Raw genomic sequence first — 25541 nt, 5'->3', positions numbered from 1 at the left:
TGCGGGAGGACGCGCCCTTTCTCGATATCCTTCAAGGTATGGCGACGTCCGACGAGAAGCCGGGGCGCATCAAGCAGCTCCGCATGATCGCGAAGATCATCCAGCAGGCCAATCCCAAGGGGATGCCGATCGTCTTCCTGTCGGCGGTGGCCGCGCTGGCGGTGGTCGTCGTCATCGGCGCGCTGCTCGGGTACCTGTGGTACGCGCTGTTCCTCGGGATCATGGTGGCGCTGCTCGTCGGCCTGATCGTCTTCGGTCAGCTGGCCCAGCGCGCCCAATACTCGCTGCTGCACGGCCAGCCCGGCGCCGCCGCCGCGGTGCTGCAGGGCATGCGCGGCAACTGGCAGGTCACCCCGGCCATCGCGGTCAGCCGCGACCAGGACCTGGTCCACCTGGTGATCGGCTACCCCGGCGTCATCCTGGTGTCGGAGGGGCCGGGTAACCGGGTGGCCCGGATGCTGGCCGCCGAGAAGAAGCGCATCGCCCGCGCCGTGCTGGGCGTGGAGATCTACGACATCCAGTGCGGCGACGGCCCCGGCCAGGTGCCGATCGCCAAGCTGCAGCGGCACATCATGAAGCTGCCGCGCAACCTCAAGAAGCCGGCCGTCAACGAGGTCAAGGACCGCCTGCGCTCGCTGCCCAAGAACGTGCCGATGCCCAAGGGCCCGATGCCCAGGGGCGTCCGCATGCCGCGCGGTCCGAAGATGCGCTAGTGCACTCCTCGAGCGCCGCCAACCGGCGCTGGTGGGACGGCAACGCCGACGAGTACCAATCCGAGCACGGCGGCTTCCTGCGCGACGCGGGCTTCATCTGGTGCCCGGAGGGCCTGGACGAGGCCTCGGCGCGCCTGCTGGGCGAGGTCCGGGGGCGGCGCGTGCTGGAGGTCGGCTGCGGCGCTGCGCAGTGCTCGCGCTGGCTGGCCGGGCAGGGGGCGCAGGTCGTGGGCTTCGACATCTCCCACCGGCAGCTGCTCCACTCGCGCCGCATCGACCAGGAGCACGGCACGCATGTGCCGGTCGTCGTCGCCGACGCCGAGACGCTCCCCTTCGCCTCCGGTGTCTTCGACCTGGCGTGCTCGGCCTTCGGGGCGCTGCCCTTCGTCGCCGACCCGCTGGCGGTCCTCCGCGAGGTCAGGCGGGTGCTGCGGCCCGGCGGGCGGTTCGTCTTCTCGGTCAGCCATCCCATCCGGTGGGCGTTCCCCGACGACCCCTCGGAGCGGGGGCTCACCTCCGACCGCTCCTACTTCGACCGCACGCCGTACGTGGAAAGGGACGGAGAGACGGTCACCTACGTCGAGCACCACCGCACGATGGGCGACTGGGTGTCGCTCGTCGTCGAGTCGGAGCTCGTGCTGAAGGGGCTGCTGGAGCCGGAATGGCCGGAGGGGCATGACCGGGTTTGGGGAGGTTGGAGCCCTTTGCGGGGGCGGCATATCCCAGGGACGGCGATCTTCACTTGCGAAAATCCCTGACACGGAACGTAAAGAGCAGATAACTTACCGCTCATGGTTTCACCAAGCCATGAGGCCCTCCATCGGGTTTTCCAGGCGGACACCACTTTGGTGACGTGTGCCCTGGATCACCTCCTCGGCGTCACACTGCCGAAGATCCACGCGATCACGCGGATCGACTCCGACATGACAGAACACAAGGCCCTCGTCCGGCAGGCCGACAGCGTCTTCCTCCTGGAGACCGACAAGCGACCCCACGCGGTCATCGTCGAGTCACAGCTCAAGGAGGATCACAAAAAGCCGGCCGCGTGGGCGTACTACGCCAGCTATATGCAGGCCAACTACGGCACGGACCCCGTGCTTCTGGTGATCTGCCGCGACCTGGCCACGGCCAAGTGGGCGCGGCAGGTCCACCGGCTCGGCCTGTCCGACGCCCCGTGTCTGCTCCTCCACCCCCTGGTCCTCGGCCCCGACAACGTCCCGGTCCTCGACACCCTCGATGCGGCGTGCGCCAACCCGTCGCTGGCGGTCCTCTCGTCGCTGGTCCACTCCTTGGGACCGCAGGCAAGTGACATACTGGGAGTGCTCGCTCCCGCACTGGCCACCATCGACGTCGAGACAGCCCTGGACCTCAGCCACGTAACCGAGGCGGGACTCGAAGGCACACCCGCCCTTCAGATCTGGAGAGCTCTGATGTCAGCGATGACCTTCCCGTACCAGACCGAGCTCGAGCGCCAAGGCGAAGCCAAGGGCCTGGCCAAGGGCCGAGTCGAGGGCCGAGCCGAAGGTGAGGCCATAGCCGTGCTCCGAGTGCTGAGGCGGCGCGGCATCCCGGTGCCGGAAGACGCCCGTCAGCGCATCGCAGCCTGTACCGACACGGCTCAGCTGGAGCAGTGGCTCGACCGCGCCCTCGAAGTCGACACCATCGACGAGCTCTTCGCCTGAGCGGACCGGCATGGCCTTCGAATACCAGACCGAGCTCGAGCGCCAAGGCGAAGCCAAGGGCCGAGCCAAGGGCATGGCCAAAGGCATGATCAAGATCATCCTGCGGGTGCTGGAGCGGCGCGGCATCGAGGTCCCGGACGAGGCCCGTGAACGCATCCAGTCCTGCACCGACACGACTCAGCTGGAGCAGTGGTTCGACCGCGCCTTCGAAGCCACGACCATCGACGACGTCATCAGATAGGCGGCCCCACGGCCGGGTCACATCCGCACGACCATGGTGTTGGAGACCCGGTCGTGGATGCCGCGCTGGTCGCGGTCGAAGATGAGGGCCGGGACGGCCAGGCACAGCAACACGGTGCGGACGAGCACCGGGAACCAGCGGGGGCGGCCGCCGTCCATGGCCGCCACCCGGATGCCCGTCAGCCGGTGGCCGAACGTCTGCCCCAGCAGGCCGACGAGCAGCAGGTACTGCGCCGCGAAGACGGCCACGGGAACCCACGGCCGCTCGCCCGGGTTCACGCCCAGCAGCGGCGTGATCGCCCACGCGCAGATCAGCCAGTCGACGACGATCGCGCCGATCCGGCGGCCGTAGCGCGCGATCGAGCCCGATCCCTCCTCCGGCAGGCCCAGCCGTTCGCCCGGATAGCCGAGGTCGACGCCCGCGGCCCGCACTCCGCCGATCCAGGTCTGGGTCCAGCGGGGTTCGTGCCTGGGCTTGAGGGTGTCGTCAGGCGCCGGCTTGGCCGGTTTCGTGGGCGTCGAGGCCCCGCGCGCGCCACGCCGGGCTCGCTGCTTGCTCATGCCTTCCACGGTATCCGCCGGGTGCGGCGGTCCGGATCGTGACCCGGTCGCGCTTCAGCTGCGGCATGCTCGGTTTCATCATGGAGACCATGGGTTACGGGGACGACCTCGACGCGCGGTTCGAGGAGCTGGTGGCGCAGTTCAGCGAGGAGGAGCGGCGCAGGATGCAGGTCGCGGCGGCCAAGGCCGTACGGCGGGCGCAGGGGCGGCGCTCGTGGCGGCGGCTCGTGTTGCCCGCGATCTGCCTGGTCGTGGCCGTCGCCGTCGCCGCGGCCGCCGTCGTGGCGGCCAGCCCGCAGCCGCTCGCGCCCGCCGTACAGACCGGGACCGGTCAGCACCCCTGAGCGGCGGCAGGCCCCTTAACAACCGCGAAACAAACGGGACACGGGATGGAAACCCCCGGCCCCTAGCGTCGGGCTGATAGCCCGTCCCCTGGGAGGTTCGAGAGTGTTCAACTCCGCCGACGACGTCCTGAAGTTCATCCGGGACGAAGGGGTGCAGTTCGTCGATGTCAGGTTCACCGACCTGCCCGGGACGACGCACCACTTCACCTTCCCGGTCGAAAGCTTCAGCTCCAGCGTCTTCACCGACGGCCTCATGTTCGACGGCTCGTCGATCCGCGGGTTCCAGGCCATCCACGAGTCGGACATGCTGCTGCTGCCCGACCCGACCACGGCCGTGGTCGACCCGTTCCGCCAGCACAAGACGCTCAACATCAACTTCTTCGTGCACGACCCGCTGACCGGCGAGGCCTACAGCCGCGACCCGCGCAACGTGGCCCGGAAGGCGGAGGAGTACCTCAAGGGCACCGGCATCGCCGACACGGTCTACTTCGGTCCCGAAGCCGAGTTCTACATCTTCGACGACGTCCGCTTCGAGACCAGGCAGAACGCCGGTTACTACTACATCGACTCCATCGAGGGCGCCTGGAACACCGGCAAGGCCACCGAGGGCGGCAACCTGGGCTACAAGCCGCGTTACAAGGGCGGCTACTTCCCCGTCCCGCCGATGGACCACTTCACCGACCTGCGCAGCGAGATGGTGCGCAGGCTCATCGAGTGCGGCATCGAGGTGGAGATGCAGCACCACGAGGTGGGCACGGCGGGCCAGGCGGAGATCGACTTCAGGTTCGGCACGCTGCTGAAGACGGCCGACAACCTGATGCTCTACAAGTACGTCATCAAGAGCACGGCCCTGGAGTACGGCCACACCGTCACCTTCATGCCCAAGCCGATCTTCGGGGACAACGGCTCCGGCATGCACTGCCACCAGTCGCTGTGGAAGGACGGCGCGCCGCTGTTCTACGACGAGGTCGGCTACGCGGGCCTGTCGGACATCGCGCGGTACTACATCGGCGGCCTGCTCAAGCACGCCCCGTCGCTGCTGGCCTTCACCAACCCGACGGTGAACTCCTACCACCGCCTGGTGCCGGGCTACGAGGCGCCGGTCAACCTGGTCTACTCGCAGCGCAACCGCTCGGCCTGCGTCCGCATCCCGATCACCGGGTCCAACCCGAAGGCCAAGCGCATCGAGTTCCGCGTGCCCGACCCGTCCTGCAACCCGTACTTCGCCTTCTCGGCGATGCTCATGGCGGGCATCGACGGCATCCGCAACAAGATCGAGCCGCCGGAGCCCGTCGACAAGGACCTCTACGAGCTGCCGCCGGAGGAGGCCCGCAACATCCCGCAGGTGCCGGGCTCGCTCACCGAGGTGCTCGACGCGCTCGAGGCCGACCACGACTACCTGCTCGAGGGCGGCGTGTTCACGCCCGACCTGATCGAGACGTGGATCGATTACAAGCGCACGAACGAGGTCGACCCGATCCGGCTGCGCCCGCACCCGCACGAGTTCGAGCTCTACTACGACGTGTGACCGGCTAGCGCGGTGAGCCGCGTGGCCATCGCGCGGTAGCCGTACGGCTCCGCCGGGGTTCCGTCCGCGCGGCAGGCGCCGCAGCGCTCGCCGCCCCGCCGCGTCGAAAGCCCGTGGCAAGGTCCCGCACCTCGCCACGGGCTTTCGCCTTGCGCGCTCAAGCTTCCATTCAGCCCAGGCCCTTGAGGGGGAGGCTCTTGACGACGTTGCCGAGGACGTCGAAGGGGCTGGGCTTACCGGAGGAGCCGGGCTGGCCGAGGAGGCCGCCGACCGGGAGCGGGCCGCCGGGTGCGGGGTCGGCGTGGGCCGGCCCGGCGACGGCGACCAGGCTCGCGGACAGAGCGGCGGCGGTCACCGCCAGCTTGAGAACAGTGCGCATGAGCTGCTCCAATCACTGTGTGTAACGATCAGTTACTTATTGCCCATCCGCGGCGCGAAAAACTCCTCCCCCCACATGTGACCGGCTCACCCCTTCCGTGCCGGGTTGACCCGCCCAGGAGAAAGCGCTCTCCCCGTTGACATCGGGTAAACATCCTGTTAATTCTCTCCTCTGAGAGCGCTCTCCAGCCTCCGCACCCCCAAGGAGAAGCGATGCCGCACCGCCGTATCGCGGCCGTCCTCGCGACGGTCCTCACGATGCTCACCTGGTTAGCCGCCCACCCCGCCCAGGCCGCCCTGCCGCCCCCGCCCAGCGGCTGGTCCCTCGTGTGGGCCGACGACTTCACCGGCCCGGCCGGATCCCTGCCCGACTCCGCCAACTGGATCATCGACACCGGCCACTCCTACCCGGGCGGCCCCGCCAACTGGGGCACCGGCGAGATCCAGAACTACACCGCCGACCCCGCCAACGTGAGCCTCGACGGCGCCGGCAACCTGCGCATCACGCCGCGAGGCAGCGGCCAGAACTGGACCTCCGCCCGCATCGAGACCCGGCGCGCCGACTTCAAGCCCGCCGACGGCAGGATCCTGCGCATCGAGGGCCGCATCCAGATGCCGAACGTGACGGGCGAGCAGGCCCTCGGCTACTGGCCCGCGTTCTGGGCGCTCGGCTCGCCGTACCGGGGCAACTACTGGAACTGGCCGGCCATCGGCGAGTTCGACATCATGGAGAACGTCAACGGGATCAACGCCGTGTGGGGCGTGCTGCACTGCGGCGTCAACCCCGGCGGCCCGTGCAACGAGACCAACGGGCTGGGCGCCAGCAGGGCGTGCCCCGGCTCGACGTGCCAGTCGGCCTTCCACACCTACCGCTTCGAGTGGGACCGCAGCGTCTCCCCCAACCAACTGCGCTGGTACGTGGACGGCCAGCAGTACCACTCGGTCAGCCAGGCCCAGTTCGACGCCACGACGTGGCAGAACATGACGGGCCACGCCGGGTACTTCATCCTCCTCAACGTGGCGATGGGCGGGGCGTTCCCCAACGGGGTGGCGGGGTTCGCCACGCCCACCGCCGCCACGGTGTCCGGCCGCCCGATGGTCGTCGACTACGTGGCCGTGTGGCAGAGCGGCGGCTCCGGCCAGCAGCCGGGCGGGGTGGACGCCCGCTCCACCATCCAGGCCGAGAGCTTCCAGGCCCAGTCGGGCACGGCCGTGGAGGCCACGACGGACGTCGGCGGCGGGCAGAACGTCGGCTGGATCGGCAACGGCGACTGGCTGCGCTACGACAACGTCAACTTCGGCTCCGAGCCCGCGCGGCAGTTCAGCGCCCGCGTCGCCTCCGGCGCCGCGGCGGGCGTGAGCGGCCTGGTGCAGGTACGGCTGGACAGCCCCACGGCGCCGCCGATCGGCGACTTCGCCGTCGCCAACACGGGCGGCTGGCAGAGCTGGCGCACGGTGCCGGCCAACGTCTCCCCCGTGACGGGCACGCACACGGTGTACCTGACCTTCAGCAGCGGCCAGCCCGCCGACTTCGTCAACGTCAACTGGTTCACGTTCTCCAGCTGAAGCTCCTCCGGCCGAGGCTCAGCCGCGTGGCCGGATCCCGGTCACGCGGCGCAGGAGGTCCCACCAGAACGGCGCGCCGAACAGGATCGCCACGTACGTCACCAGGAAGCCGGGCCAGTGGCTCGGCGTGGTGACCCGGTCCCACCAGGCGGCGCCGTTCCAGGCCATGGCCGGCTCGCCGTCGGGCGGCACCGAGACGCTGACGATCGCGTTGCCGAGCGCCTGCACGAGCGCCGGCGAGCTGAGCGTCTCGGTGATGCACGAGGCCAGCTCGGAGGACTCCCCCGGCCGGGTGCACTTGTTCTTCAGCTCCTCGACCGCCTCGGGCCCGCCCGAGGCGGCGGCGGCCACGGCGGCGCGGTAGGCGTTGTCGCGCAGCACGTTCTTGGCGAACTCCACGCCGTCGAGGCTGAACAGCAGCGTCACGACGAGCCCGAGCGCGGCGACGACCCACTTGACGTACCGCCTGTAGAGCATGGACAGGCGCTGCATCTCGGCGTCGAACCAGGTCTCCACGCCCTTGCGGAAGCGTTCCATGTCCCGCTGCGCGCTCTCCCAGACGCCCTTGAGGTGGCTGTGCAGCGGGCTCTTGAGCTCCAGCAGCTTGTCGAGCAGGCCCTCCACACCGTTCGGCTCGGCCGCCGCCATCTCCATGACGGCGACCGCGAACCGCTCGGGCGGGAGGTTGGCGATGCTGGTCCGGCCGGTCTTGGGGTGGTCGATCTCGCGCACGCGCTCGTACAGGTGCCGCGTCATGGTGTCGTCGGCGGGCGCCTGCTCGGCCGGCATCGGCCTGGCCTGGGTGGGCGCGGGCTGGTCGCTGAAGGCCGGCCGGGGGTCGCGCGTGAACGGCAGGGCCGCGAAGACGTCACGCACCTTGGCGGGCAGCCACGAGCGGCCCTGGGCGTCGCTGCCGTCCAGCGTGTCGCGCAGGTAGGCCCACAGGAACTTGCTGCGGATCGACAGCAGCCGGACGAACCCCTCGTTCAACCCGCTGACCAGCAGCGACATCAACAGGAAGAGCGTGATGAGCCCGATGGCCAGGTCGGCGTAAAGAGAAAGCAAAGCGATCACCCCGGCGCCTTGATACACCCGCCGGGGCGATCACCGCAACGCTTCGCGCAGGATCAGTGACCGACTTCCTCCAGAACGGCGGAGCGGAGCAACGGCTGGGCGGCGGCACGCAACTCCTCGCTGAACGGCGTGGGGCGCAACGTCTGGGGGTCGAGGTTCACGTTCACCCGGTAGCCCTCGGCATGCGCCACGGCGTGGTCGGGCGACAGCACGCGGAAGCCGTACACCGCGCTCGTCGTGCCGAGCCGGTCGATCCAGAAATGCACGACCCGCTCCCCCACCCCCGAGATCGGCACGTGGTAGGTCACCTTGAACTCCCGCACGGCCATGAACACGTCCTCGAAGGCCGAGAGCGCGGGGTCGGCGGCCGCCCAGCCCAGGCGCAGCCAGTACGCGCCGATCGCACGCTCCACCAGCAAGGCATAGCGGGAGTTGTGGAGCAGTCCCATGGCGTCCAAGTCGTCGAAGTGCACCTGGACCGGCTCGAAGTGTCCGTTCATCTCAGTCCTCCGGGAGAAGGGAAGGGTCGGGGCAGAGCGCGCGCAGCCGGTCCAGGACGGCACGGCGCGCCCGCACGGCGGCCTCCTCGCCGTCCAGGAGCCGGGAGTGGATGACGACCATCTCGCCGAGCGCGTCGATCTCGTAGGCGAGCTGGTCGGGGTCGGCGCCGGGCGGCAGCTCGCCCAGCTCGACCGCCTGGGCCACCAGGCCGCGGAGGAAGGCGATCCACTCCTGCAGCGCCCGGGCGACCCGGGTCCGCACCGGGCCGGGCCGGTCGTCGAACTCGGCCTGCACGGTCAGGAAGAAGCAGCCGCCCGGGAGCACCTTCTCGGTGTAGAAGCGCAGCCTGGCCTCATGCACGGCGAACAGCCGCCGGACGCCGCGGGGGGCGGCGAGCCCGGGGCGGACGATGCGGTCGACCCACTGCTGGGCCGCCCACTCGACCGCGTCGAGCTGCAACTCCTCTTTTCCCGGCCAATGGGCGAAGAATCCGGACTTGCTGACGCCGGTGGCGGCTGCCAGCCGTCCCAGCGACAGGCCGTCCAGCCCCTCCACCGACGCCAGCGCGACCGCCCGCTCGAGGATCGCCTCGCGGCTGCGCCGGCCGCGCAGCCGGCGCCCGTCCGTGGTGGCAGGGTCCGTCGTCATGCCACCCACAATACACGAACGACCGGTCGTTTAGTTTTTGGAGGCGCGGGAGTGGAGGAGGGCTCCGCACGGGGTCCCCCAGGTGCGGAGCCCTTGCGGGCGGACCGGCTCAGCCGTAGTGCGCCCAGCCGCTGGTCCACGAGATACCGGGGCCGACGTCCTTCGTGGTGCCGCCCTCGGCCTGCAGGGTGACCTTCTGGAACGCCAGCGACAGCGCCGACTGCTCGACTGTGACGACGCGGTTCCAGCCGTTGTTGCAGGTGAGGTAGATCGTCGCCACCGTGGTGCCGTCGCTCTTGAGCGGGTGGCTGTCGATCGCCCGGGGAACGCGGGCGGAAATCGTCAGGCCTCGTAGAACACCCGCTCCACCACCTGACGGGCCCGGCGGGTGACGCGCCGGTAGTCGTCGAGGAAGTCCTCCGAGCCGCCCGGCGGGTACCCGAGTGTCTGGGCGATCAGCCTGCGCTCGCGGGCGCCCGCCGGCACCATGTCCCCGGCCCGCCCCTTGACCAGCATGATCGCGTCCCGGATGCGGGAGGCGAAGGTCCAGGCGTCGGCCAGGGCGGCGGCGTCGGCCTCGGCCAGCAGCCCCTCGGCGGCCGCGGCGCGCAGCGCCTCCAGCGTGCGGGTGGTGCGCAGCGCGGGTACCGCTCCCGCGTGCCGCAGCTGCAGCAGCTGCGCCACCCACTCCACGTCGGACAGCCCGCCCCGGCCCAGCTTGGTGTGCAGGGCGGGGTCGGCGCCCCTGGGCAGCCGCTCGGCCTCCATGCGGGCCTTGAGCTTGCGGATCTCGCGCACCGCCGCGTCGCCGATGCCGCCGGGCGGGTAGCGCAGCTCGTCGATCGAGGCGAGGAAGGCCGTGCCCACCTCCTCGTCACCCGCGGCGTACCTGGCCCTGAGCAGGGCCTGCGCCTCCCAGGGCGAGGACCAGCGGGCGTAGTAGGCGCGGTAGGAGGCCAGCGACCGCACCAGCGGGCCCTGCCGACCCTCGGGACGCAGGTCGGGGTCGATGTGCAGGGGCGGGTCGGGGGCGGGCAGCGCCAGCAGGCGGCGCAGCTCGTTGGCCGCCGCGAAGGCCGCCTCGCTGGAGGCGCCGTCGGCGTGGACGAACATGACGTCGGCGTCGCTGGCGTAGGAGCACTCCATGCCGCCCAGCCGGCCCATCGCGATCACCGCCAGGCGGGCGTCGCGCACACCCGCGGCGTCCAGCGCGGCCTGGATCGTCACGTCGTTCAGCGCCGACAGCGTCACGCCCACCCGCTCGATGTCGATCAGGCCCGACAGGTCCGCGACAGCCGTACGGAACAGCTCCCTGCGGCGCAGCGCGCGCACGGCCGTCACCGCGCCCTCGGCGTCGGCGTGCCTGGCCACGGCCGCGGCGGCCTCGGCCCGCAGCGCCTCCACCGGGCGCGGGCGCAGCGAGGCGTCGTCGCCCAGCAGCTCCACCGCCTCGGGCGCATGCAGCAGCAGGCCGGTCGCGTACCGGCTGGAGCCCAGCACGTGGGCCATGCGCTCGGCCACGGCGGTCTCGTCGCGCAGCAGCCGCAGGTACCACGGCGTGGCGCCCAGCTTGTCGCTGACCTGGCGGAAGCCGAGCAGGCCCGCGTCGGGGTCGGGCGTGTCGGCGAACCAGCCGAGCATCACCGGCAGCAGCGTCCGCTGGATGGCGGCGCGGCGCGACACGCCGGTGGTGAGGGCGGCGATGTGCCGCAGCGCCCCCTCGGGGTCCTGGTAGCCCAGCGCCCCCAGGCGGGCGACGGCGGCCGAGGGCGACAGCCGCGCCTCCGACTCCGGCAGCCGGGCCACCGCCTGCAGCAGCGGCCGGTAGAACAGCTTCTCGTGCAGCCGCCGCGCCTCGCGGGCGTGCTGCCGCCACCGCGCGACGAACTCGCCCACCGGGTCCACGGTGAACCCCAGCGCCCGGCCCAGCCGCCGCAGGTCGCGCTCGCCGGTGGGCACCAGGTGGGTACGGCGCCACCGGTGCAGCTGGAGCAGGTGCTCGACCTGGCGCAGGAACGTGTAGGCCTCGGCCAGCGCCCTGGCGTCGTCGCGGCCGACGTAGCCGCCCCTGGACAGCGCGGCCAGCGCCGCCAGGGTCGCGCGGCGGCGCAGCAGCGGGTCGAGGCGGCCGTGGACCAGCTGGAGCAGCTGCACCGCGAACTCGATGTCGCGCAGCCCGCCGGGTCCCAGCTTGAGGTGCTGGTCGCCCTCCTGGCGCACGTGCTCCTCCACGCGGCGGCGCATGGCCTGGACGTCCTCGACGAAGTTCTCCCTGGTGGCCGCCGCCCACACCAGCTCGTTGACGGCCGAGACATAGGCCGCGCCCAGCTCCATGTCGCCCGCCACCGGCCTGGCCTTCAGCAGCGCCTGGAACTCCCACGTCTTGGCCCAGCGCCGGTAGTAGGCCAGGTGGCTGTCGAGCGTGCGCACCAGCGGCCCTGCCTTGCCCTCGGGACGCAGCCCGGCGTCGACCTCCCACAGCGACCCCTCGGTGGTGACGGCCGAGCAGGCCCGCATCATCGCCTGCGCCAGCCTGGTCGCCTGGTGGGGATCGTCCGCGACGAAGATCACGTCCACGTCGCTGATGTAGTTGAGCTCCCGGGCGCCGCACTTGCCCATGCCGATGACCGCCAGCCGTACGTCGTCGGCGCCCACCTCGGCCCGCGCGACGGCCAGCGCCGCCTCCAGGGCCGCGCCGGCCAGGTCCGACAGCTCCCCGGTCACCTCGGGGAAGGCCGTCTCGCCCAGCAGGTCGCGCCCCGCCAGCGACAGCAGCCGGCCCCGGTAGGCGACGCGCAGGGCGTTCAGGGCGTCGCCGGCGGTGGCCCGTGGCCGCTCGGCCTCGGGGTCGGCGCCGACCGCCCGCAGCAGGTCCGCGCGTGGCGGCTCGGTGTCCCGTACGGCGAGGCGTCCCAGGTGGCCGGGATGCCGGACGAGGTGGTCGCCCAGGGCGGCGCTCACGCCGAGGACGCGCAGGAGCCTCACGCGCAGCTCGCCGTCGCCCGCGACGGCCTCCATCGTCGCCGGGTCCCGCTCGGCCAGCCTGACCAGCGACGTCAGCGCCAGGTCGGGATCGGCGGCCTCCGCCAGGGCATCCAGCAGGCCCTGCGGCGCCTGGCCGCCGACGCGCGACTCCAGCTCCGCCAGCAGCCGCTCGGCCCGTGCCGCGTCGGCGAAGCCGAGCTTGGCCAGGCGGGCTGCGGTGGACTCGATCCGGGGCACGCTCCCATCTTCCCAGCCAGCGCGGGCTCATGCCCGGCAGCCTGCCAGGACGAGATCGACGGCCCGGGTCGCGAAGTCCTCCTCCAGCGGCTGCCCGCGCAGGAGCACGCGGCACCAGACGGCCCCGGCGAGCAGGTCCAGCAGCAGCATGGGGTCGGCGTCGCCGGGCAGTTCCCCCCGCTCACGCGCCCGATGGAAGATCGGCTGCTCGCGGGCGAAGCGGTCGGCGAAGAACGCCTGGGACAGCGGCGCGAGCTCCGGCTGCCGGGCGCCCGCGGCCATGGCGCCCACGACCGTCTGGACGCCGGGATCGGTCATCAGCTCGATGACGTGCTCGACCAGGGTGACGAGGTCGCCGCGGAGGGAGCCGGTGTCGGGCGCCTCGAAGCCCAGGACCCGGCTGTTGAGCAGGGCGTCGCGCAGGAGGGCGGGCTTGGAGGGCCACCAGCGGTAGATCGTCGTCTTGTTGACGCCCGCCTCCCTGGCAACGCCCTCGATCGTCAGGCCGTCGTAGCCGTGCTCGCCCAGGAGCCTGAGCGTGGCCTGGAAGATCGCCTCGCTGGCTCGTGCGGCCACGACCTGCCTCCTCTGGAACGCGACGTTGCGTTGCACAGTCTGGCACAGCGCCGCGGCATGGTCAGCCGCGAGCGGCGGTGCCGCCGTCCGCCCCGGCCCGCGCGCCGAGGCCCAGGAGCATCATGGCGTCGTGGTCGGGCGTTCCCGGCTCGGCCTGGTACACCACGAGCCGGTGCCCGTCGCTCCGCGCCACGGTCAGCACTTCATAGCTCAGCGTCATGCGGCCGACGTCCGGATGGTCGAAGCGCTTGCGCCCGTTGGCGCGGGGGCGCACGTCGTACCGCTCCCACAGCCCGGCGAACTCCCGGCTTTTGACCACGAGCTCGCCCACCAGCGCGGTCAGGTCGGGCGCGTTGGGATGGGCTCCGGTGGCGGCGCGCAGATGGGCGACCGTGGCGGCGGCCACCTCCACCCAGTTGTCGTAGACGCGCCTGCCTTCGGGATGCAGGAAGGTGTAGCGAGCGGTGTTGCGGAGCCTCGCCGGCCACTCCTCGATGCCGGGCAGCAGCCTCATGCCCCCGTCGTTGGCGGCCAGCAGGTCGTTCGCCCGGCTCAGGACGTAGGCCGGGTATGGCTGGACGATCTCCAGCAACCGGCGCACCTCCCCGCGCACGGCACGCGACGGCGGCGCGACCGGCCGGTCCACGGGCGTGCGGGCCAGCTCGAACAGATGCCTGCGTGCGTCCTCGTCCAGGCGCAGCACCTCGGCGACGGCCTCCAGCACCTGGTCGCTCGGGTTGCTCTGCCTGCCCTGCTCCAGGCGGGTGTAGTACTCGATGCTCACCCCGGCGAGCATCGCCACCTCCTCCCGGCGCAGCCCGGCCGTACGGCGTCGCCCCGTGGTCGCCGGCAGCCCGGCCTCCTGCGGCGCGATCCTGGCCCGCCTGGCGCGGAGGAACTCCCCGAGCTCCGACTTCATGCCACCTCCACTCATCCCAGTATCGCCCACCCGTGATCGGCGGAAGGTGGCCCTGTCAGGGCACCCCTTGGGCGGGCCTGCCACCGGCCGCCCGGCCGGCGCCACGCTGGAGCCCGCAGGCAAGCGAGCTGGGAGGCACACGATGGCAAACGTCGCCGTGATCGGCATGGGCATCATGGGCAGGGGCATGGCCGCCAACCTGGCGCGGCACGGGCACGGCGTGGTGGTCTGGAACCGCACCCCCGGCAGGGCCGGCGACCTCGCCGAGGCCGCGACGCCCGCCGAGGCGGCCGCCGGGGCCGAGGTCGTCTTCGAGGTGACCGCCAACGACGGCTCCTCCCGTGCGGTGTGGCTCGGCACGGACGGCATCCTGTCCGGCGCGCGTCCCGGGACGGTCGCGATCACCTCGGCCACGCTGTCTGCAGGCTGGATCGCCGAGCTCGCCGCCGCGTGCGCGCAGCGGGGGCTGACGTTCTTCGACATGCCGGTGACCGGCGGCGCGGAGGCCGCCCGCACCGGGAACCTCGTGATGCTCGCAGGCGGGGATCCGGCGCGGCCGGCGTCCCTGGAGCCGGTGCTGTCGGCGATCTCGCGAGAGGTCAGGCACTTCGGCCCGGTCGGCTCCGGGACGCGGTTCAAGCTGGTGCTCAACGCGCTGCAGGCGGCGCACATGGCGGCCTTCGGGGAGGCGATCAGGCTGGCGGCGTCGGCGGGGCTGGACGTCGATCAGGTGGGACGCGCCCTCGTGGACCGGCCCGGCGGAGTGATCACCAAGATGGCGTTCGACGCCCTCATCTCGCCGCCGGAGCCGATCACCTTCGCGGCGGGCTGGGCCCGCAAGGACCTGGAGTACGCGATGCGCCTGGCGGGCGGCGGCGGGGCGCATCCGGTGCTGGAGGCCGTGCTGCGGGCGTTCACGGCGGTGGTGGTCGAGGGGCGGGGGCAGGAGGACTGGAGCACGGTCAACCGCCTGCCGGCGTCCACCCGGCCATGAAATACAACGCAACGTTGCGTTGCCATACCTCCCGGCCGTAGAGTACTACGCAACGGTGCGTTGCATTCTGGAGGGCGGACACGATGAAGGCGACGGTGACGTGGGGCCTGCTGGCCGCATGGGCGGTGCACGACTCCGAGGAGCTGGCCACGATGGCGTCCTGGATGCGGCGGAACAGGCCCGAGCTGGAACGGCGCTTCCCCTGGATCAGGTGGGACCTGCTCGAGATGTCCCAGGCGCAGGTCACCGTCGCGATCGGCCTCATGGGCGCGCTCGTGGCGGCGGCCTCGGCGGCCGGTGCGAGGAGCGGCGGGCGCAGCCGGTTCTACCAGGCCGCGCTGGCCGGGTTCGGCGTGCACGGCGCCGTCCACCTGGCGCAGGCGGCGCTCAAGGGCGGCTACACGCCCGGGGTGCTCACGGCCCCGACCGTGGTGCTCCCCTTCTCGGTCTGGGCCTGGCGCAGGCTCGCCGCCGAGGGCGTGCCGACCGAGGCGAAGGGCTCCGTCGCCGCCGGGGTGGCGCTGTTCCTGGCCGCCGTCGGCGGGGTCCACGGCCTGGCCAGGCTGCTGATCCGCGGCCCCGGCAGGTGGTTCTGACCCACTAGCTGTTCTGTCCTGAGAGGTTAGGTACGCGGCCGGCGGGTGACTGACCGCCGAGCGCGGTGCGGCCGCGATGGTGATTGTAGGTGTGCAGCCACGGGCCGAGCGCCTGACGCCGTTCGGTCTTTGACCGGTGGGGCGGGCGTAGGCCCACTCCTCCAGCAGGGTGCGGTGGAAGCGTTCGACCTTGCCGTTGGTCTGGGGCCGATAGGGGCGGGTGCGCGGCCGGTCCGGGTCACGGTGGGCGGAGCTGTTGCGGCCGCCGGCGGCACGGCCGCAGATGCGGTGTCCGCCGCCGTCGGGGATGGTGCCGAGGTTCTTGATGTCCAGATGGATCAGCTCGCCGGGCCGAGGGTGTTCATAGCGGCGGATCGGCCGGCCGGTCGCGCGGTCCAGGTGGGACAGGCGGGCCAGCCGGTAGCGCGACAGCACGCGGTGCACCGTGGAGGGGTGCAGGCCCAGCAGGTAGCCGATGCGGGCCGGTCCCCACCGGCGCAGGAGGCGCACCTTGATGATGCGGCGTTCGGTCCGAGTCGGTCCGGGTCGGGGTGCGGCGCGGGCTGTGATGCGGCCAGCAGGGTCGATCGGCCATCCCGGCGGGGCCGAGCCGGCGGTAGCGATCGGCCCAGCGCTTGGCCGTGCTCACCGCCACCTGGAAGCGTTCGGCAGCGCGCCGCAGCGGCCAGCCCTCCTCCACTGTGGTCAGTACAGCTAGCCCAGGCGCCCGGCGACGACGGCGGCGAAGCGCCGGGCCACCGGCTCCCACGTGGCGACCAGCTCGTCGGCCGCCTCCTTGACCCCGGCGTTGAGCTCCTCCCGGCCCGTGGCGGCCGTCCAGGAGGCGAAGATGTCCGGCGTGGCCTCCGGATGGAACTGCACCGCCCAGGCCCGCGATCCGAGCCGGTAGGCCTGGTGCGGGTACGCGGCGCCCGTCATGAGCAGCACCGCCCCTTCGGGCAGGCGCGTCATCGCGTCCTGGTGGTACTGCACGGCGACGGCCGTCCCCAGGCCGGACAGCAGCGGGTCGGCGGAGGCGGCGGGCAGCGCGGTGACCGCGCACGCGCCCGCTTCCAGCCCGGCGGCGCCACGCTCGACGGCGCCGCCGCAGGCCAGGGTCATGAGCTGGGCGCCCAGGCAGATGCCGAGCGTCGGCGTGCCGTCCGCGACGCAGGCGCGCAGGAGCGAGCGGGTGGCGGGCAGCCACGGGTATCCGTCGTCGTCCCAGGCCGACGCCTCGCCGCCGAGCACGATGAGCCCGTCCGCGGCGCGGGAGGGGACGCTGTCGCCGAGGTAGGGCCGCACGACGTCGCAGGGCACGTCCAGCCAGTCGGCGAAGTAGCCCAGTCCGGCCTCGGCCTCGTGCTCGATGACGGTGATCCGCATAAGGGGTAATTTATCTGGAAATATCCCAGCACTTCGCTGGCGGTCCGCTCTGCCGTACGGGACCGCCGGTCAGTAGCCTGTGCCCGTGCGACTGGAACCCGTGAGAACAGAGACCGTGGACGGCATGCGGGTGGCCACCTTCGGCGAGGGGACGCGGCGGATCCTGGCGGTCCACGGCATCACCGCCTCGCTCATGGCCTGGCGCGCGGTGGCCCGGCACCTGCCCGCCGAGTGGTCGCTGGTGGCGATGGACCTGCGGGGCCGCGGGCACAGCCGCGACCTGCCCGGCCCGTACGGCCTGGCCAGGCACGCCGAGGACGTGCTGAAGGTCGACGAGCACATCGGCGGCGCGCGGGTGCTCGCCGGCCACTCGATGGGCGCCTACGTGGCCGTGCTGGCCGCCGAGCGCCGGCGGTTCGGCAAGGTCGTCCTGGTCGACGGCGGCATCCCGTTCGCGCCGCTCCCGCCCGGCACCGACGTGGACGTCGTCATCGACGCCACCCTCGGCCCGGCCATCGCGCGGCTGTCCCAGACGTTCCCCTCGGCCGCCGCCTACGTCGACTTCTTCAAGGCCCATCCCGCCCTGGCCGCCGCCTGGAACGCCGACGTCGAGGACTACGTGACCTACGACCTGGTCGGCCCGGAGGGAGCGCTGCGCTCGCGCGCGGTGCCCGAGGCGGTACGGCGGGACGGCCGGGACCTGCACACCGAGCGCGAGCGCATCGGCGCGGCGCTGGAGCGGATCGAGGCCCCCGTCGTCCTGCTGCGCGCGCCGCGCGGGCTGCTCGACCAGCCCGTCGGCATGCTCCCCGACGAGCTGGTCGAGCCGTGGCGGTCCAGGGTGCGCGACGAGGTGGTGCCGGACTGCAACCACTACACGATCCTGTTCGACCCGCGGTGCGCCGCGCTGGTGGCCGAACGCCTGACGTCCTAGACCGGGCCAGATCGTGCTAGGCGTCCTTGCGTGGCACGATCCAGACGGCCTTCGCGGCGGCGACGAGCGTGCCGTCCACCTCGTAGATGCCGCTGTGGCCGTACAGCTTGCGCCCCTCGCGGCCGGTGGCGCGGCCGACCACCGAGTAGGTGCCGCCCGGGTAGACCGGGCGGTGGACCTGCAGGGTCAGCCGGCCGAGCAGGGCCGACTCGCCGGGGCCGAAGTGCGCCCAGCCGGTGACGCAGTCCAGTACCGCGCCGATGACGGGCACGGGCACGCCGTCCTCCTCGACGACCGTGTGCGGCACGCGCCAACCGGCCGCCACGACGTCGGAGCCCTCCACCGGGCCTGGGAAGATGCGCAGGCCGTCGCCCGGCTCGCGCAGGCCGCAGACGAAGCACTCGGGGAAGGCGTGGCCGCGCCATCCGGCGAACCCGGCCTCGGCGCGCGCCGCCTGGTTGAACGGCACGAAGGCGGGGGCCTCCACGTCCTCGGCGACCGGGATGGCCTCCACGAGCAGCCTGCCGTCGTGGGACAGGGAGGCGGTGTTGGCGACGTGCTGCAGGACCAGCTCGGTGTCCAGGGGGGTGGGGGCGTGCAGCGTGACCTCGGCTGTCGAGTGGTCGCCCAGGAGAGCCTCCGCGACGGTTCCCGACACCCAGCCGCCGTTGGCGATGCCCGCGGGGCCGCGGAAGCGCTCGGGAACGGTCACCACGGTCTGCAGGGCAGCCGTCGTCATGCCACACTCCAATCTTCGCCAGACAAACCAAACAAGCCCGCAAATAGGGGTTTTAAACGGACCGATTTTAGGGAACCCTTGCCCGGCCCATCGAATCAGGGGGCGGTTGCCGGTCCGTTATGCCGAGGTAACACCCATGTGCCGGGCACGCTTCCCGACGTCCGAGTGATCCATGACACACCCGGCCTGCTCCAGCCGGGGGATGCGAGCAGCGGGCCCGGCCTCGGCGAGGACGGCGCGGTCAGGGCCGCCCGCCCCGCGAGCAGGACATCCCGTTCCCGGGCACCTGCGGCGGCTTCCGGCACGCGCTGCTGGAGTTCGCCAGGACCGTCTGCGGCCTGCGGGTGGGCCACGCCGAGAACGACCCCGGCACCGCCGAGCCGCTGCCGCAGCCGCTGACCTCGCCCATACGGCCGCCTGACCACCATGCTCCTGGAAACGCTCGGGCGCCCTCACGCCAAGCACGGGTGTAAGGGCGAACGACGAAGGGAGCCAGGCCGGTGCGTCTCAACGAGGACCCCGCGGCCTTCGAGGCCTTCTATCGCCGCCACATAGATGCCGTGATGCGGTTCGTGGTACGCCGGGTGGCCGATCCCCACCTGGCGGCCGACCTCACCGCAGACGTCTTCCTGGCGGCGCTGGATTCGGCGCACACCTACCGCCCCTCGCGGGGCAGCGAGATCGCGTGGCTGTACGGCGTGGCGCGCAACGTGGTGGCCGCGCAGCACCGCCGTACCGCCCGCGAGGCCGAGGTGACGGGTCGCGTCGCGGGCAGGCGGTTGATGGACGCCGACGACCTGACGCGCATGGAGGAGCGCATCGACGCCGAGCGGCAGATGAGGGCCGCGCTGGAGGCGATGCGCGAGCTGCCGGAGGGCGAACGGGCGGTGCTGGAGCTCGTGGCCGTCGACCAGCTCACCGTCGCGGAGGCGGCCGCCGCCCTCGGCGTCAGGCAGGTCACGGCGCGGGTCCGGTTGCACCGCGCGCGCAAGGCTCTCAGGCAAGTCGCTTCGCCGCCCGCCGTGTGGATGGAGGAACGAGCATGACGAGGTTCGAAGAGCGCCTGCTCGCCGCGCTCAAGGAGGAGCTGGCCGGCAGGGCCCCGGCCGCGCGGCCGGCGACGCGCCGCCGCGTGTGGGTCCCCGCCGCCGCGCTGACGGGGGTCGCGGCGGCTGCCATCCTGGTCGCGACCTCGGTCGCCGGCTGGACCGGCAGCCCCGCGTTCGCGGTCACCAAGCAGTCCGACGGCTCGGTCCAGGTGCGCATCTCGGAGTTCCGCGACCCCGGGGAGCTGGAGGCCGAGCTGGCCAGGCAGGGGGTCAAGGCGGAGGTGGACTACCTGCCGCCCGGGCAGACCTGCAAGGCCCCCAGGGGCGCCAAGCCGTCCGAGGCGGACAAGTCCCGGGTGGAGATGCAGATCAAGGGCGGTGAGGGGGTCACCTTCACCCTCAAGGCCGGTCAGGTGGCCCAGGGCCGGACGGTCGTCCTCGCCGTCACGCGCGACGAGGCCAAGCCGGCCGAGCCCCCGATCGCGGTGTCGCTGGAGATCGTCGAGGGCGCGGTGTCGGCCTGCGAGGCCGTCCCGCTGCCGCAGCCGTCGAAGGGCGAAGGCGGCTCCGGGCCGGGGCTGGTGACCAAGACCGACGGCCCAGGAAGCGGGGAACCCGGGTCGGGCGTGGTGATCAAGACGGACGGCCCCTCGCTGGACTCCGGCGGCGAGTAGAGACTCCTGCGGCACCTTCCCAGACCGGCGGCCTCTCGAGACGAGGGGCCGCCGGTCGCGTGACGGCCCGGACCCTCAGAGCACCGGCAGGTAGCGGCCCAGCTCGAACTCGGTGACCTGCCGCCGGTACTCCCGCCACTCGGTCCGCTTGTTGCGCAGGAAGTGTTGAGCCGCTTCCGCGACCTGAGACTTTCGACCGGGCGCCGCGTCGACGTGCGCCGTAGCCGTCACTTCCTGCCGTCGTTTGTCATCGTCGGGCCGCCTCGGACGGCCCACAGACGGCCCAGCGTGCATCCGACCAAGCTGCCTCCTCTGCGTGACGGAACTGATACGCAAACAGGAGGACAGGCAGCGATCTGCCGCATACGTTGCCAGGAGCAGGCTCGGCTTCGGGGGAGAGGAGTCTTTCCGGTGAGCTATCCACCCTCGAGACCGTGGCAACCCCGTGCGCAGCGACAGCGCGGTCTACCGCCCATCGCCATAATGCTGATCGTGGTGGGCGCCTTACTGGGCGGCTGTTCGGTGCTGGCGGTTGTGGGGTTCGCCGCCAGCGTCGTATCACCGTCTCAGTCACCGCGCTCGCCGTTGGCGCTGCCTACCGTGACGGTATCTCCCCTGGCCACGGCGGCTCCCTCACAGCCTACTGCCAGCGCCCCGGCAACTGTCGAGCAGTTCGTGGACGAGACGGTCACCGTCCCTGACGTGCGCGGCCTGGATGGTGCCGAGGCCCGCGATCGCCTCCAGGAGATGGGCTTCTACGTAATCGGCCATGAGGCCATCAACGGCAAGACGGTCGTCATGGCCAGCCTGTGGCAGGTGGTGGGACAATCTCCGGCACCGGGTGAACGCGTGCCCATATCCCAGCCGATCACTTTGAAGGTGAACCGTTTCAAGCCCACCCCGAAACCGACGCCCACCCAGCATGTGCAGCACGACGAGAACCGCGACACTTTCAGGCAAGTAAAGCCGACGAGGAAACCCGACCCTGAACCCAAGCCAGAGACGGATCCGCGTCACGGAACGTGCGCGGAGGCCAACGCTCACGGCCTCGGTCCCTACGTGCGCGGCATCGATCCCGAGTACGACTGGTATCAGGATCGCGACGGCGACGGCCGAGTCTGCGAGCCGCGCTAATCCCCGCCGCCGTCCTCGACATCGGGCTGGTTCTCAGGTTGCTTCGTAGCTCCGACCGTGGCTCTCAGGATCTCCCGCCGAGAGGCGCTACCGTTGTGCGACCGCTACGCCCTGAAGGCCCGTCCGACCTACGGCGTCCGGGCTGGTCGCACCCTCGCCGACATCGCCCAGCACGCCGCCGACCTGTCCCACGTCTCCGCGCGAGGTGGCGTGATGACTGGTCGCGAAAGGCGCTGTCCGATGACCTTTGTGCCGGACCGCGGAGAGGAATTCCCTGCATCCGCACGGGTTCTCACCTCCTCATCCACGTCACCGCCACGCACCGGATGATCCAGGTCCCCGGAGGAACGTGGATCACCCCGAAGCATGAGCACAGCCGAGGGAGGCCGTGATGTCCCGCGTCCGTGCCCGTTTTGGGACCCGACCGCCGCCCGCTATGGCCTGCCCACCTACCCGTGGCGGATGGCCCCGCCGACCTGTACACGATGCGGCAGCTCGCCGCCGAGGGGCTGCGGCCCGGCGTCCAGGGCGTCCAGGGCGTCCAGGCGCAAGTGCTGTGGGCCTCGCGCCACTACGGTGCGCCCAGCGTGCGCGCCGCCTACCTGTATGACGTGCGATTCGCGCTGCCCAAGCGCCCCTTAAGTCCGCGCCAGCGCGCCGCGCTGACCAAGGCCAATGCCGCCCGCTGCACCTGCCGACCTGCCAGCGCGATGTCAGTTATGTGCTGCCGTGCCACCTGGACACCTGTCTGGACTGCGCTGAAGGTTGCGCGGCATGAGCATCCGCATCGAGACTTTCATGCCGCTCCGGTGCCGCTGGTTTATCCGCAGCACACAACGAGGTGACGATTGGGCAACGGCCGATGCATCCTCCTGGAGGAGTGGGCAGGGTGGTGGGCCATGACGAGCCGACCCGCTTCCCTTGTGCGGAGTCTTCCATCGGGCGTACTTGCCGCGCTGGGGTGGCAGGGCTGCCAGGTGGTTACGGTGCGTGCGCTCAGCACACGGCGCGTGGTGGTATGCGAGTTGGATGAGACCGAGCACGCCAGGCGGCAGGAAGCTGGATTGGTGCCAGCGGCCGATGCCCTGTTGCTGCACTGTCGAGCACACGTCGATCCCTCGTTCCTTAAGCGACCGTCACCAGTGCATATTCGCGGAGCCGTGGCTGTAGGAGGCTCGTGGCGGTCGGCGCGGACGAACCTAGCGGGCTTCGCCGCCTTCAGCGCCCGCGTGGCCGTCCTGCCCGCGAGGATCGCGTACCGGGATGCGGTGCGAGCTGAGGCCATCTATCACGGCTTTGGCCTAGTGACAGACGAAGAGCCCCATGAGGTGATCCAGGCCCCTGATACGAACGTCGATGCCGGTCGGACATGGGTCCACCGCCTTGTGGAGGAAATCGTCTACGACGCCGTGCTGTCGCAGCAGACCGCTCAGCGCCGGGACTTGGGCAGCCAGGCGTTCATGAAAGCGGGCGGATCCCACGTGAGGTGATACTCGTCTTGCATCCACAGGTACCAGCGCAGAGCGTCACCGATCGCCTGCTCCCATGAGTCAGGGCCAGTGACCTGCTGGTGGAGGGCGTCCAGAATGCTGATGTTGTGGATGGCGAGGCTGAGATCCGTACAAGTGGCGAACCGGTCCATGGTGCGATTTCCGCATTCTGTGCACCAGCAGCGCCACAGATTCTCATCCAAATCCTCGTGTCGCTGGGCACGAGCCCAGCCTTCGGCGATGCGTTCAACGTTCATGAACGTCATCAATCGCGGGACGATCGCATGCCGCGCCGGCGATGGTTTAAAGGGAGGACCTTTTTTGTCGGCTGGATATAGATGCCGCAGCGCGGAGGTAACCCCGACCGCGGCCCACGCAGCACCGTAAGCGATTGCTCCCAAGCCGGAGATGTCGGTGCATAGGAGGCTGACCGGTACCTGCGCCTGGCGGAGCAGGTATTTTAGCCCATTTACCGCGTACTGGGTGCCGAGTGGATCACTGGCGTGCTCCAGGACGAGCGCCACCGGCACCTGGTGCTGGTTCACCTCGCCGGCTAACAACTTCACGCCGGGGTCGGCAAGCCAGGAGATGTGTAACGGGAGGACAGCGCACACATTGTCTCCGGCCCGTGTCGTCTGCTCCAGGATTGCGACCAGGGCCTCCTGATCGCCTTCTCCGACGTACCCGGAGTCAGTGAGCACTGTTGCCGCGTTCAGAGCGCGCTGGCTCTCGAGCCAGGAAGGATCGAACCTCGCTGTCCCGCGCGGCCGATTGCGCCCTGCGTAACGACGACGATCGACCAGGATCGGGCGGGTCATCTCTCGAGCTCTCGCGGATGCGGCGGTTAGAGCGCTGGCCCCACTCACTACGATTCCCCCGCCGTCATCGTCACCTACCGACCAGAAGTCTCTTGCCTGATCGGCAGGGACCTGCATGAGCAGCCGGTTGGTCAAATCCAATCCGCCACGGTCACGGTCTTCGGACCGTTGACTGGCATCAGTGGTGCTCATTGCGATCCGGCCCCTCCATCCGTCGCCTTTAGAAGGGAACATCTCAATCCTTTTCGACGGTGAACGCACGTCCGCCTATCAGTCAAGACAGAGTCAAATTCCCTGAGTTCAGGGTTAATTCATGAGGCGGAACACATCATGCGTGACTGTCATCTCCACCTTTCGCACGGCTGAACAGTCAACCGCGGCCCCAACTACCTGTGCCACCGCGTCCACCAGCCCGAGGCCACCGCCCGTCGTCTGCTCCCACGCCGACAAGGACGGTACGTGACTCGCTGGCCGACACCCACCCGCTTAGTGGGCGTTTGGTCCCGCAAGTTCTGTCTGGTCGGGGTTTCAGGTGCCGCGCCAGGTTGGGGTGGATTCGCCGGTGAGGCGGCGAGTCATCAGATCGGTCATGGCAAGGTGGATCATGGCTTCGGAGCGGGCGGGCCGGGCCTCGTAGTCGCGGGTCAGGCGGCGGTGGAGCATCAGCCAGCCCAGGATGCGCTCGGCCACCCAACGCCGGGGAAGGGCGCTAAAGCCCCTGGTGGCGGGGTCGCGGCGGACGACGTCGATGCCCAAGGCGGCGCCGCCTTCGATGACCGTGGTGCAGTAGGCGCTGTCGGCCCAGGTCGTGGTGATGGTCGGGTGGTTGGCAGCGACCTGGGTGAGCAGGGGCAGGCCGGCGGCGCCGTCGGACACGCTGGCGGCGGTGACCAGCACGACGAGCAGCAGGGGCGAGGGTATCGGCGGGCGATGCTGCGCGTGCGGCCGGTGATCTTCTTGCCGGCGTCGTAGCCCTTGCTGGCGGCGGGCGCATTGGCCGAGGTTTTGACGCTTTGAGCGTCGATGATGCTGGCCGTCGGCTCGGGGCTGCGGCCCTCGGCGATGCGGGCTAACCGCCGGAGTAAGCCGCTGAGCTGGAGGAACACGCCGTCGGTCTGCCAGTGGGCGAAGGAGGCCGTAGACGGTTTGCCAGGGCGGGTACTCGTGCGGCAGGTAGCGCCAGGGGATGCCGGTGCGGTCGACGTAGAGGATGGCGTTCATGATGGCGCGCAGGTCGTGCTCGCAGGGGCGGCCGATGTCCAGGCCGTGGCTGCGGCGCTCGGTGCGCCAGGCGCTCAGTGTGGGCTCGATGAGCGCCCAGCGGGCGTCAGACAGGTCGCTGGGGCAGGGTCGCTGGGGCAGGGTCGCTGGGGCAGGGTCGCTGGGGCAGGGTCGCTGGTTGGTCATGCTTCCGGCGTAGCGCGGATCGCGTGTGCTGCCCAGCCCCTAGCGTGAACTTGCTGCTACGCATGGTGACATAGTCGGGCGCCTCGGGATGAGACAGGATTTCCCGGGCAAGACGGGTGTTCTACGGCCCGTTCGTCGGCCACGGTCATGCCGGAATTGTCCCAAACCGCGCAAAGGCGACACGCGGACGACGTCACTTATCAGGCGATACGCGGCCTCACGGGACCAAACGCCCACTAATAAGACCCAAAGCGGCATCAGCACCGACCGATGTCCCGAAGGGAGGGCACCCATGAGCACCACATATCCCATCCCGGAGCCGACGAGCAATCGTCAAGACCTGTGGATCAAGATCTTTTAGGCGGCTC

28 protein-coding genes and 1 pseudogene are annotated in these 25541 nt (G+C 70.9%); 14 read left to right on the top strand and 15 right to left on the bottom strand.

Translation table 11 applies throughout. The features are described 5' to 3' along the window. Nucleotides 1-38 precede the first annotated feature (38 nt). The 4 genes from BSB02_RS41765 to BSB02_RS36930 are packed head-to-tail and all read left to right on the top strand — an operon-like array spanning nt 39 to nt 2636. Nucleotides 39-713: a DUF4191 domain-containing protein gene (locus tag BSB02_RS41765; RefSeq protein ID WP_143591658.1), complete on the top strand. Its 675-nt coding sequence runs from the start codon at nt 39-41 to the stop codon at nt 711-713. Then, nucleotides 713-1471, top strand: coding sequence for a class I SAM-dependent methyltransferase (locus BSB02_RS36940; protein ID WP_143591656.1), 759 nt, complete (start codon nt 713-715; stop codon nt 1469-1471). Before BSB02_RS41765 ends, BSB02_RS36940 begins: the two co-directional genes overlap by 1 nt. Before the next feature lie 33 nt (nt 1472-1504). Next, the gene (locus tag BSB02_RS36935) at nt 1505-2395 is read left to right on the top strand and encodes an RpnC/YadD family protein (RefSeq protein WP_143591655.1); all 891 of its coding nucleotides are present in this window, start codon (nt 1505-1507) and stop codon (nt 2393-2395) included. 10 nt (nt 2396-2405) lie between these two features. Beyond that, a complete protein-coding gene (locus BSB02_RS36930; RefSeq protein WP_084965654.1) occupies nt 2406-2636 on the top strand; it encodes a hypothetical protein in 231 nt (76 codons plus the stop codon). Nucleotides 2637-2653: 17 nt separating this feature from the next. On the opposite strand, the gene BSB02_RS36925 is transcribed toward BSB02_RS36930, so the two are convergent. Beyond that, entirely contained in the window at nt 2654-3196 is a 543-nt protein-coding gene (locus BSB02_RS36925) for an RDD family protein (RefSeq protein WP_084965653.1), read from the bottom strand. 89 nt (nt 3197-3285) lie between these two features. Here BSB02_RS36925 and BSB02_RS36920 point away from each other — a divergent pair, with 89 nt between their 5' ends. Continuing rightward, nucleotides 3286-3540, top strand: coding sequence for a hypothetical protein (locus BSB02_RS36920; protein ID WP_143591653.1), 255 nt, complete (start codon nt 3286-3288; stop codon nt 3538-3540). A gap of 103 nt (nt 3541-3643) precedes the next feature. Then, nucleotides 3644-5068, top strand: a complete 1425-nt coding sequence (gene glnA, locus BSB02_RS36915; protein WP_084965651.1) for a type I glutamate--ammonia ligase — start codon at nt 3644-3646, stop codon at nt 5066-5068. Nucleotides 5069-5237: 169 nt separating this feature from the next. Here glnA and BSB02_RS36910 read toward each other — a convergent pair whose 3' ends face one another. After that, on the bottom strand, nt 5238-5447 hold the full coding sequence (locus BSB02_RS36910) for a hypothetical protein (protein ID WP_084965650.1): 210 nt from the start codon (nt 5445-5447) through the stop codon (nt 5238-5240). 212 nt (nt 5448-5659) lie between these two features. On the opposite strand from BSB02_RS36910, the gene BSB02_RS36905 reads away from it, so the two are divergent. Next, on the top strand, nt 5660-7012 hold the full coding sequence (locus BSB02_RS36905) for a glycoside hydrolase family 16 protein (protein WP_084965649.1): 1353 nt from the start codon (nt 5660-5662) through the stop codon (nt 7010-7012). A gap of 18 nt (nt 7013-7030) precedes the next feature. Here BSB02_RS36905 and BSB02_RS36900 read toward each other — a convergent pair whose 3' ends face one another. The 7 genes from BSB02_RS36900 to BSB02_RS36875 form a co-directional block, all read right to left on the bottom strand. Beyond that, on the bottom strand, nt 7031-8086 hold the full coding sequence (locus BSB02_RS36900; RefSeq protein WP_240506994.1) for a hypothetical protein: 1056 nt from the start codon (nt 8084-8086) through the stop codon (nt 7031-7033). Between the two features lie 53 nt (nt 8087-8139). Continuing rightward, on the bottom strand, nt 8140-8586 hold the full coding sequence (locus tag BSB02_RS36895; RefSeq protein ID WP_084965647.1) for an acyl-CoA thioesterase: 447 nt from the start codon (nt 8584-8586) through the stop codon (nt 8140-8142). A gap of 1 nt (nt 8587) precedes the next feature. Further along, on the bottom strand, nt 8588-9235 hold the full coding sequence (locus tag BSB02_RS36890) for a TetR/AcrR family transcriptional regulator (protein WP_084965646.1): 648 nt from the start codon (nt 9233-9235) through the stop codon (nt 8588-8590). A 109-nt stretch (nt 9236-9344) separates the two neighbouring features. Next, nucleotides 9345-9515 carry a hypothetical protein gene (locus tag BSB02_RS40935; RefSeq protein ID WP_158088854.1) on the bottom strand — a complete coding sequence of 57 codons (171 nt, stop codon included), beginning with the start codon at nt 9513-9515 and terminating at the stop codon, nt 9345-9347. A 62-nt stretch (nt 9516-9577) separates the two neighbouring features. Continuing rightward, entirely contained in the window at nt 9578-12457 is a 2880-nt protein-coding gene (locus tag BSB02_RS36885; protein WP_084965645.1) for a bifunctional [glutamine synthetase] adenylyltransferase/[glutamine synthetase]-adenylyl-L-tyrosine phosphorylase, read from the bottom strand. Nucleotides 12458-12484: 27 nt separating this feature from the next. Next, nucleotides 12485-13033 carry a TetR/AcrR family transcriptional regulator gene (locus BSB02_RS36880; protein WP_084965644.1) on the bottom strand — a complete coding sequence of 183 codons (549 nt, stop codon included), beginning with the start codon at nt 13031-13033 and terminating at the stop codon, nt 12485-12487. A 61-nt stretch (nt 13034-13094) separates the two neighbouring features. Further along, nucleotides 13095-13952, bottom strand: coding sequence for a helix-turn-helix transcriptional regulator (locus BSB02_RS36875; RefSeq protein WP_240506992.1), 858 nt, complete (start codon nt 13950-13952; stop codon nt 13095-13097). Between BSB02_RS36875 and BSB02_RS36870 the strand changes: the two genes are divergently transcribed. Together BSB02_RS36870 and BSB02_RS36865 are read left to right on the top strand one after the other, a co-directional pair. Further along, nucleotides 13951-14946, top strand: coding sequence for an NAD(P)-dependent oxidoreductase (locus tag BSB02_RS36870; protein ID WP_084965642.1), 996 nt, complete (start codon nt 13951-13953; stop codon nt 14944-14946). The two genes, BSB02_RS36875 and BSB02_RS36870, sit on opposite strands and share 2 nt — an antisense overlap. An 83-nt stretch (nt 14947-15029) precedes the next feature. Continuing rightward, on the top strand, nt 15030-15542 hold the full coding sequence (locus tag BSB02_RS36865; RefSeq protein ID WP_206185093.1) for an HXXEE domain-containing protein: 513 nt from the start codon (nt 15030-15032) through the stop codon (nt 15540-15542). 4 nt (nt 15543-15546) lie between these two features. Here the strand turns inward: BSB02_RS36865 and BSB02_RS36860 are convergent. Together BSB02_RS36860 and BSB02_RS36855 are read right to left on the bottom strand one after the other, a co-directional pair. Further along, nucleotides 15547-16251 (bottom strand): annotated as a pseudogene (locus tag BSB02_RS36860) (integrase core domain-containing protein). A gap of 5 nt (nt 16252-16256) precedes the next feature. After that, nucleotides 16257-16928, bottom strand: a complete 672-nt coding sequence (locus BSB02_RS36855; protein ID WP_084965641.1) for a type 1 glutamine amidotransferase — start codon at nt 16926-16928, stop codon at nt 16257-16259. An 85-nt stretch (nt 16929-17013) separates the two neighbouring features. On the opposite strand from BSB02_RS36855, the gene BSB02_RS36850 reads away from it, so the two are divergent. After that, nucleotides 17014-17862 carry an alpha/beta hydrolase gene (locus BSB02_RS36850; RefSeq protein ID WP_240506991.1) on the top strand — a complete coding sequence of 283 codons (849 nt, stop codon included), beginning with the start codon at nt 17014-17016 and terminating at the stop codon, nt 17860-17862. 16 nt (nt 17863-17878) lie between these two features. Here BSB02_RS36850 and BSB02_RS36845 read toward each other — a convergent pair whose 3' ends face one another. Then, nucleotides 17879-18601, bottom strand: coding sequence for a PaaI family thioesterase (locus BSB02_RS36845; protein WP_084965640.1), 723 nt, complete (start codon nt 18599-18601; stop codon nt 17879-17881). Nucleotides 18602-19101: 500 nt separating this feature from the next. On the opposite strand from BSB02_RS36845, the gene BSB02_RS36840 reads away from it, so the two are divergent. Further along, nucleotides 19102-19647: an RNA polymerase sigma factor gene (locus BSB02_RS36840; protein ID WP_084965639.1), complete on the top strand. Its 546-nt coding sequence runs from the start codon at nt 19102-19104 to the stop codon at nt 19645-19647. Further along, a complete protein-coding gene (locus tag BSB02_RS36835) occupies nt 19644-20324 on the top strand; it encodes a hypothetical protein (protein ID WP_084965638.1) in 681 nt (226 codons plus the stop codon). Before BSB02_RS36840 ends, BSB02_RS36835 begins: the two co-directional genes overlap by 4 nt. A 75-nt stretch (nt 20325-20399) precedes the next feature. Here BSB02_RS36835 and BSB02_RS40930 read toward each other — a convergent pair whose 3' ends face one another. Then, the gene (locus tag BSB02_RS40930; protein ID WP_158088852.1) at nt 20400-20555 is read right to left on the bottom strand and encodes a hypothetical protein; all 156 of its coding nucleotides are present in this window, start codon (nt 20553-20555) and stop codon (nt 20400-20402) included. A gap of 252 nt (nt 20556-20807) precedes the next feature. Here BSB02_RS40930 and BSB02_RS41760 point away from each other — a divergent pair, with 252 nt between their 5' ends. Beyond that, nucleotides 20808-21458, top strand: coding sequence for a PASTA domain-containing protein (locus BSB02_RS41760; protein ID WP_206185092.1), 651 nt, complete (start codon nt 20808-20810; stop codon nt 21456-21458). Nucleotides 21459-21943: 485 nt separating this feature from the next. Then, nucleotides 21944-22303, top strand: coding sequence for a hypothetical protein (locus BSB02_RS36825; RefSeq protein WP_240506989.1), 360 nt, complete (start codon nt 21944-21946; stop codon nt 22301-22303). Between the two features lie 584 nt (nt 22304-22887). On the opposite strand, the gene BSB02_RS36820 is transcribed toward BSB02_RS36825, so the two are convergent. Together BSB02_RS36820 and BSB02_RS36815 are read right to left on the bottom strand one after the other, a co-directional pair. Next, nucleotides 22888-23766, bottom strand: a complete 879-nt coding sequence (locus BSB02_RS36820; protein ID WP_143591651.1) for a hypothetical protein — start codon at nt 23764-23766, stop codon at nt 22888-22890. 528 nt (nt 23767-24294) lie between these two features. Beyond that, on the bottom strand, nt 24295-25173 hold the full coding sequence (locus BSB02_RS36815; RefSeq protein ID WP_338064375.1) for a transposase: 879 nt from the start codon (nt 25171-25173) through the stop codon (nt 24295-24297). Nucleotides 25174-25541: the final 368 nt, after the last annotated feature.

The organism is Thermoactinospora rubra (genome assembly GCF_002093975.1).
GTDB lineage: Bacteria > Actinomycetota > Actinomycetes > Streptosporangiales > Streptosporangiaceae > Nonomuraea > Nonomuraea rubra_A.
The sequence above is the reverse complement of the archived record's forward strand: the minus strand, read 5'-3'. Positions and strand labels throughout refer to the sequence as shown.

Bases quoted from the DNA above. Each gene is read 5' to 3' on its own strand.
- BSB02_RS36855 (WP_084965641.1), bottom strand. From the start codon at position 16,928: ATGCGGATCACCGTCATCGAGCACGAGGCCGAGGCCGGACTGGGCTAC.
- BSB02_RS36890 (WP_084965646.1), bottom strand. From the start codon at position 9,235: ATGACGACGGACCCTGCCACCACGGACGGGCGCCGGCTGCGCGGCCGG.
- BSB02_RS36835 (WP_084965638.1), top strand. From the start codon at position 19,644: ATGACGAGGTTCGAAGAGCGCCTGCTCGCCGCGCTCAAGGAGGAGCTG.
- BSB02_RS41765 (WP_143591658.1), top strand. From the start codon at position 39: ATGGCGACGTCCGACGAGAAGCCGGGGCGCATCAAGCAGCTCCGCATG.
- BSB02_RS36865 (WP_206185093.1), top strand. From the start codon at position 15,030: ATGAAGGCGACGGTGACGTGGGGCCTGCTGGCCGCATGGGCGGTGCAC.
- BSB02_RS36925 (WP_084965653.1), bottom strand. From the start codon at position 3,196: ATGAGCAAGCAGCGAGCCCGGCGTGGCGCGCGCGGGGCCTCGACGCCC.
- BSB02_RS36820 (WP_143591651.1), bottom strand. From the start codon at position 23,766: ATGACCCGCCCGATCCTGGTCGATCGTCGTCGTTACGCAGGGCGCAAT.
- BSB02_RS36845 (WP_084965640.1), bottom strand. From the start codon at position 18,601: ATGACGACGGCTGCCCTGCAGACCGTGGTGACCGTTCCCGAGCGCTTC.
- BSB02_RS36875 (WP_240506992.1), bottom strand. From the start codon at position 13,952: ATGAAGTCGGAGCTCGGGGAGTTCCTCCGCGCCAGGCGGGCCAGGATC.
- BSB02_RS36920 (WP_143591653.1), top strand. From the start codon at position 3,286: ATGGGTTACGGGGACGACCTCGACGCGCGGTTCGAGGAGCTGGTGGCG.
- BSB02_RS36910 (WP_084965650.1), bottom strand. From the start codon at position 5,447: ATGCGCACTGTTCTCAAGCTGGCGGTGACCGCCGCCGCTCTGTCCGCG.
- BSB02_RS36935 (WP_143591655.1), top strand. From the start codon at position 1,505: ATGGTTTCACCAAGCCATGAGGCCCTCCATCGGGTTTTCCAGGCGGAC.
- BSB02_RS36815 (WP_338064375.1), bottom strand. From the start codon at position 25,173: ATGACCAACCAGCGACCCTGCCCCAGCGACCCTGCCCCAGCGACCCTG.
- BSB02_RS36905 (WP_084965649.1), top strand. From the start codon at position 5,660: ATGCCGCACCGCCGTATCGCGGCCGTCCTCGCGACGGTCCTCACGATG.
- BSB02_RS41760 (WP_206185092.1), top strand. From the start codon at position 20,808: ATGCTGATCGTGGTGGGCGCCTTACTGGGCGGCTGTTCGGTGCTGGCG.
- BSB02_RS36825 (WP_240506989.1), top strand. From the start codon at position 21,944: ATGCGGCAGCTCGCCGCCGAGGGGCTGCGGCCCGGCGTCCAGGGCGTC.
- BSB02_RS36870 (WP_084965642.1), top strand. From the start codon at position 13,951: ATGCCACCTCCACTCATCCCAGTATCGCCCACCCGTGATCGGCGGAAG.
- BSB02_RS36895 (WP_084965647.1), bottom strand. From the start codon at position 8,586: ATGAACGGACACTTCGAGCCGGTCCAGGTGCACTTCGACGACTTGGAC.
- BSB02_RS36930 (WP_084965654.1), top strand. From the start codon at position 2,406: ATGGCCTTCGAATACCAGACCGAGCTCGAGCGCCAAGGCGAAGCCAAG.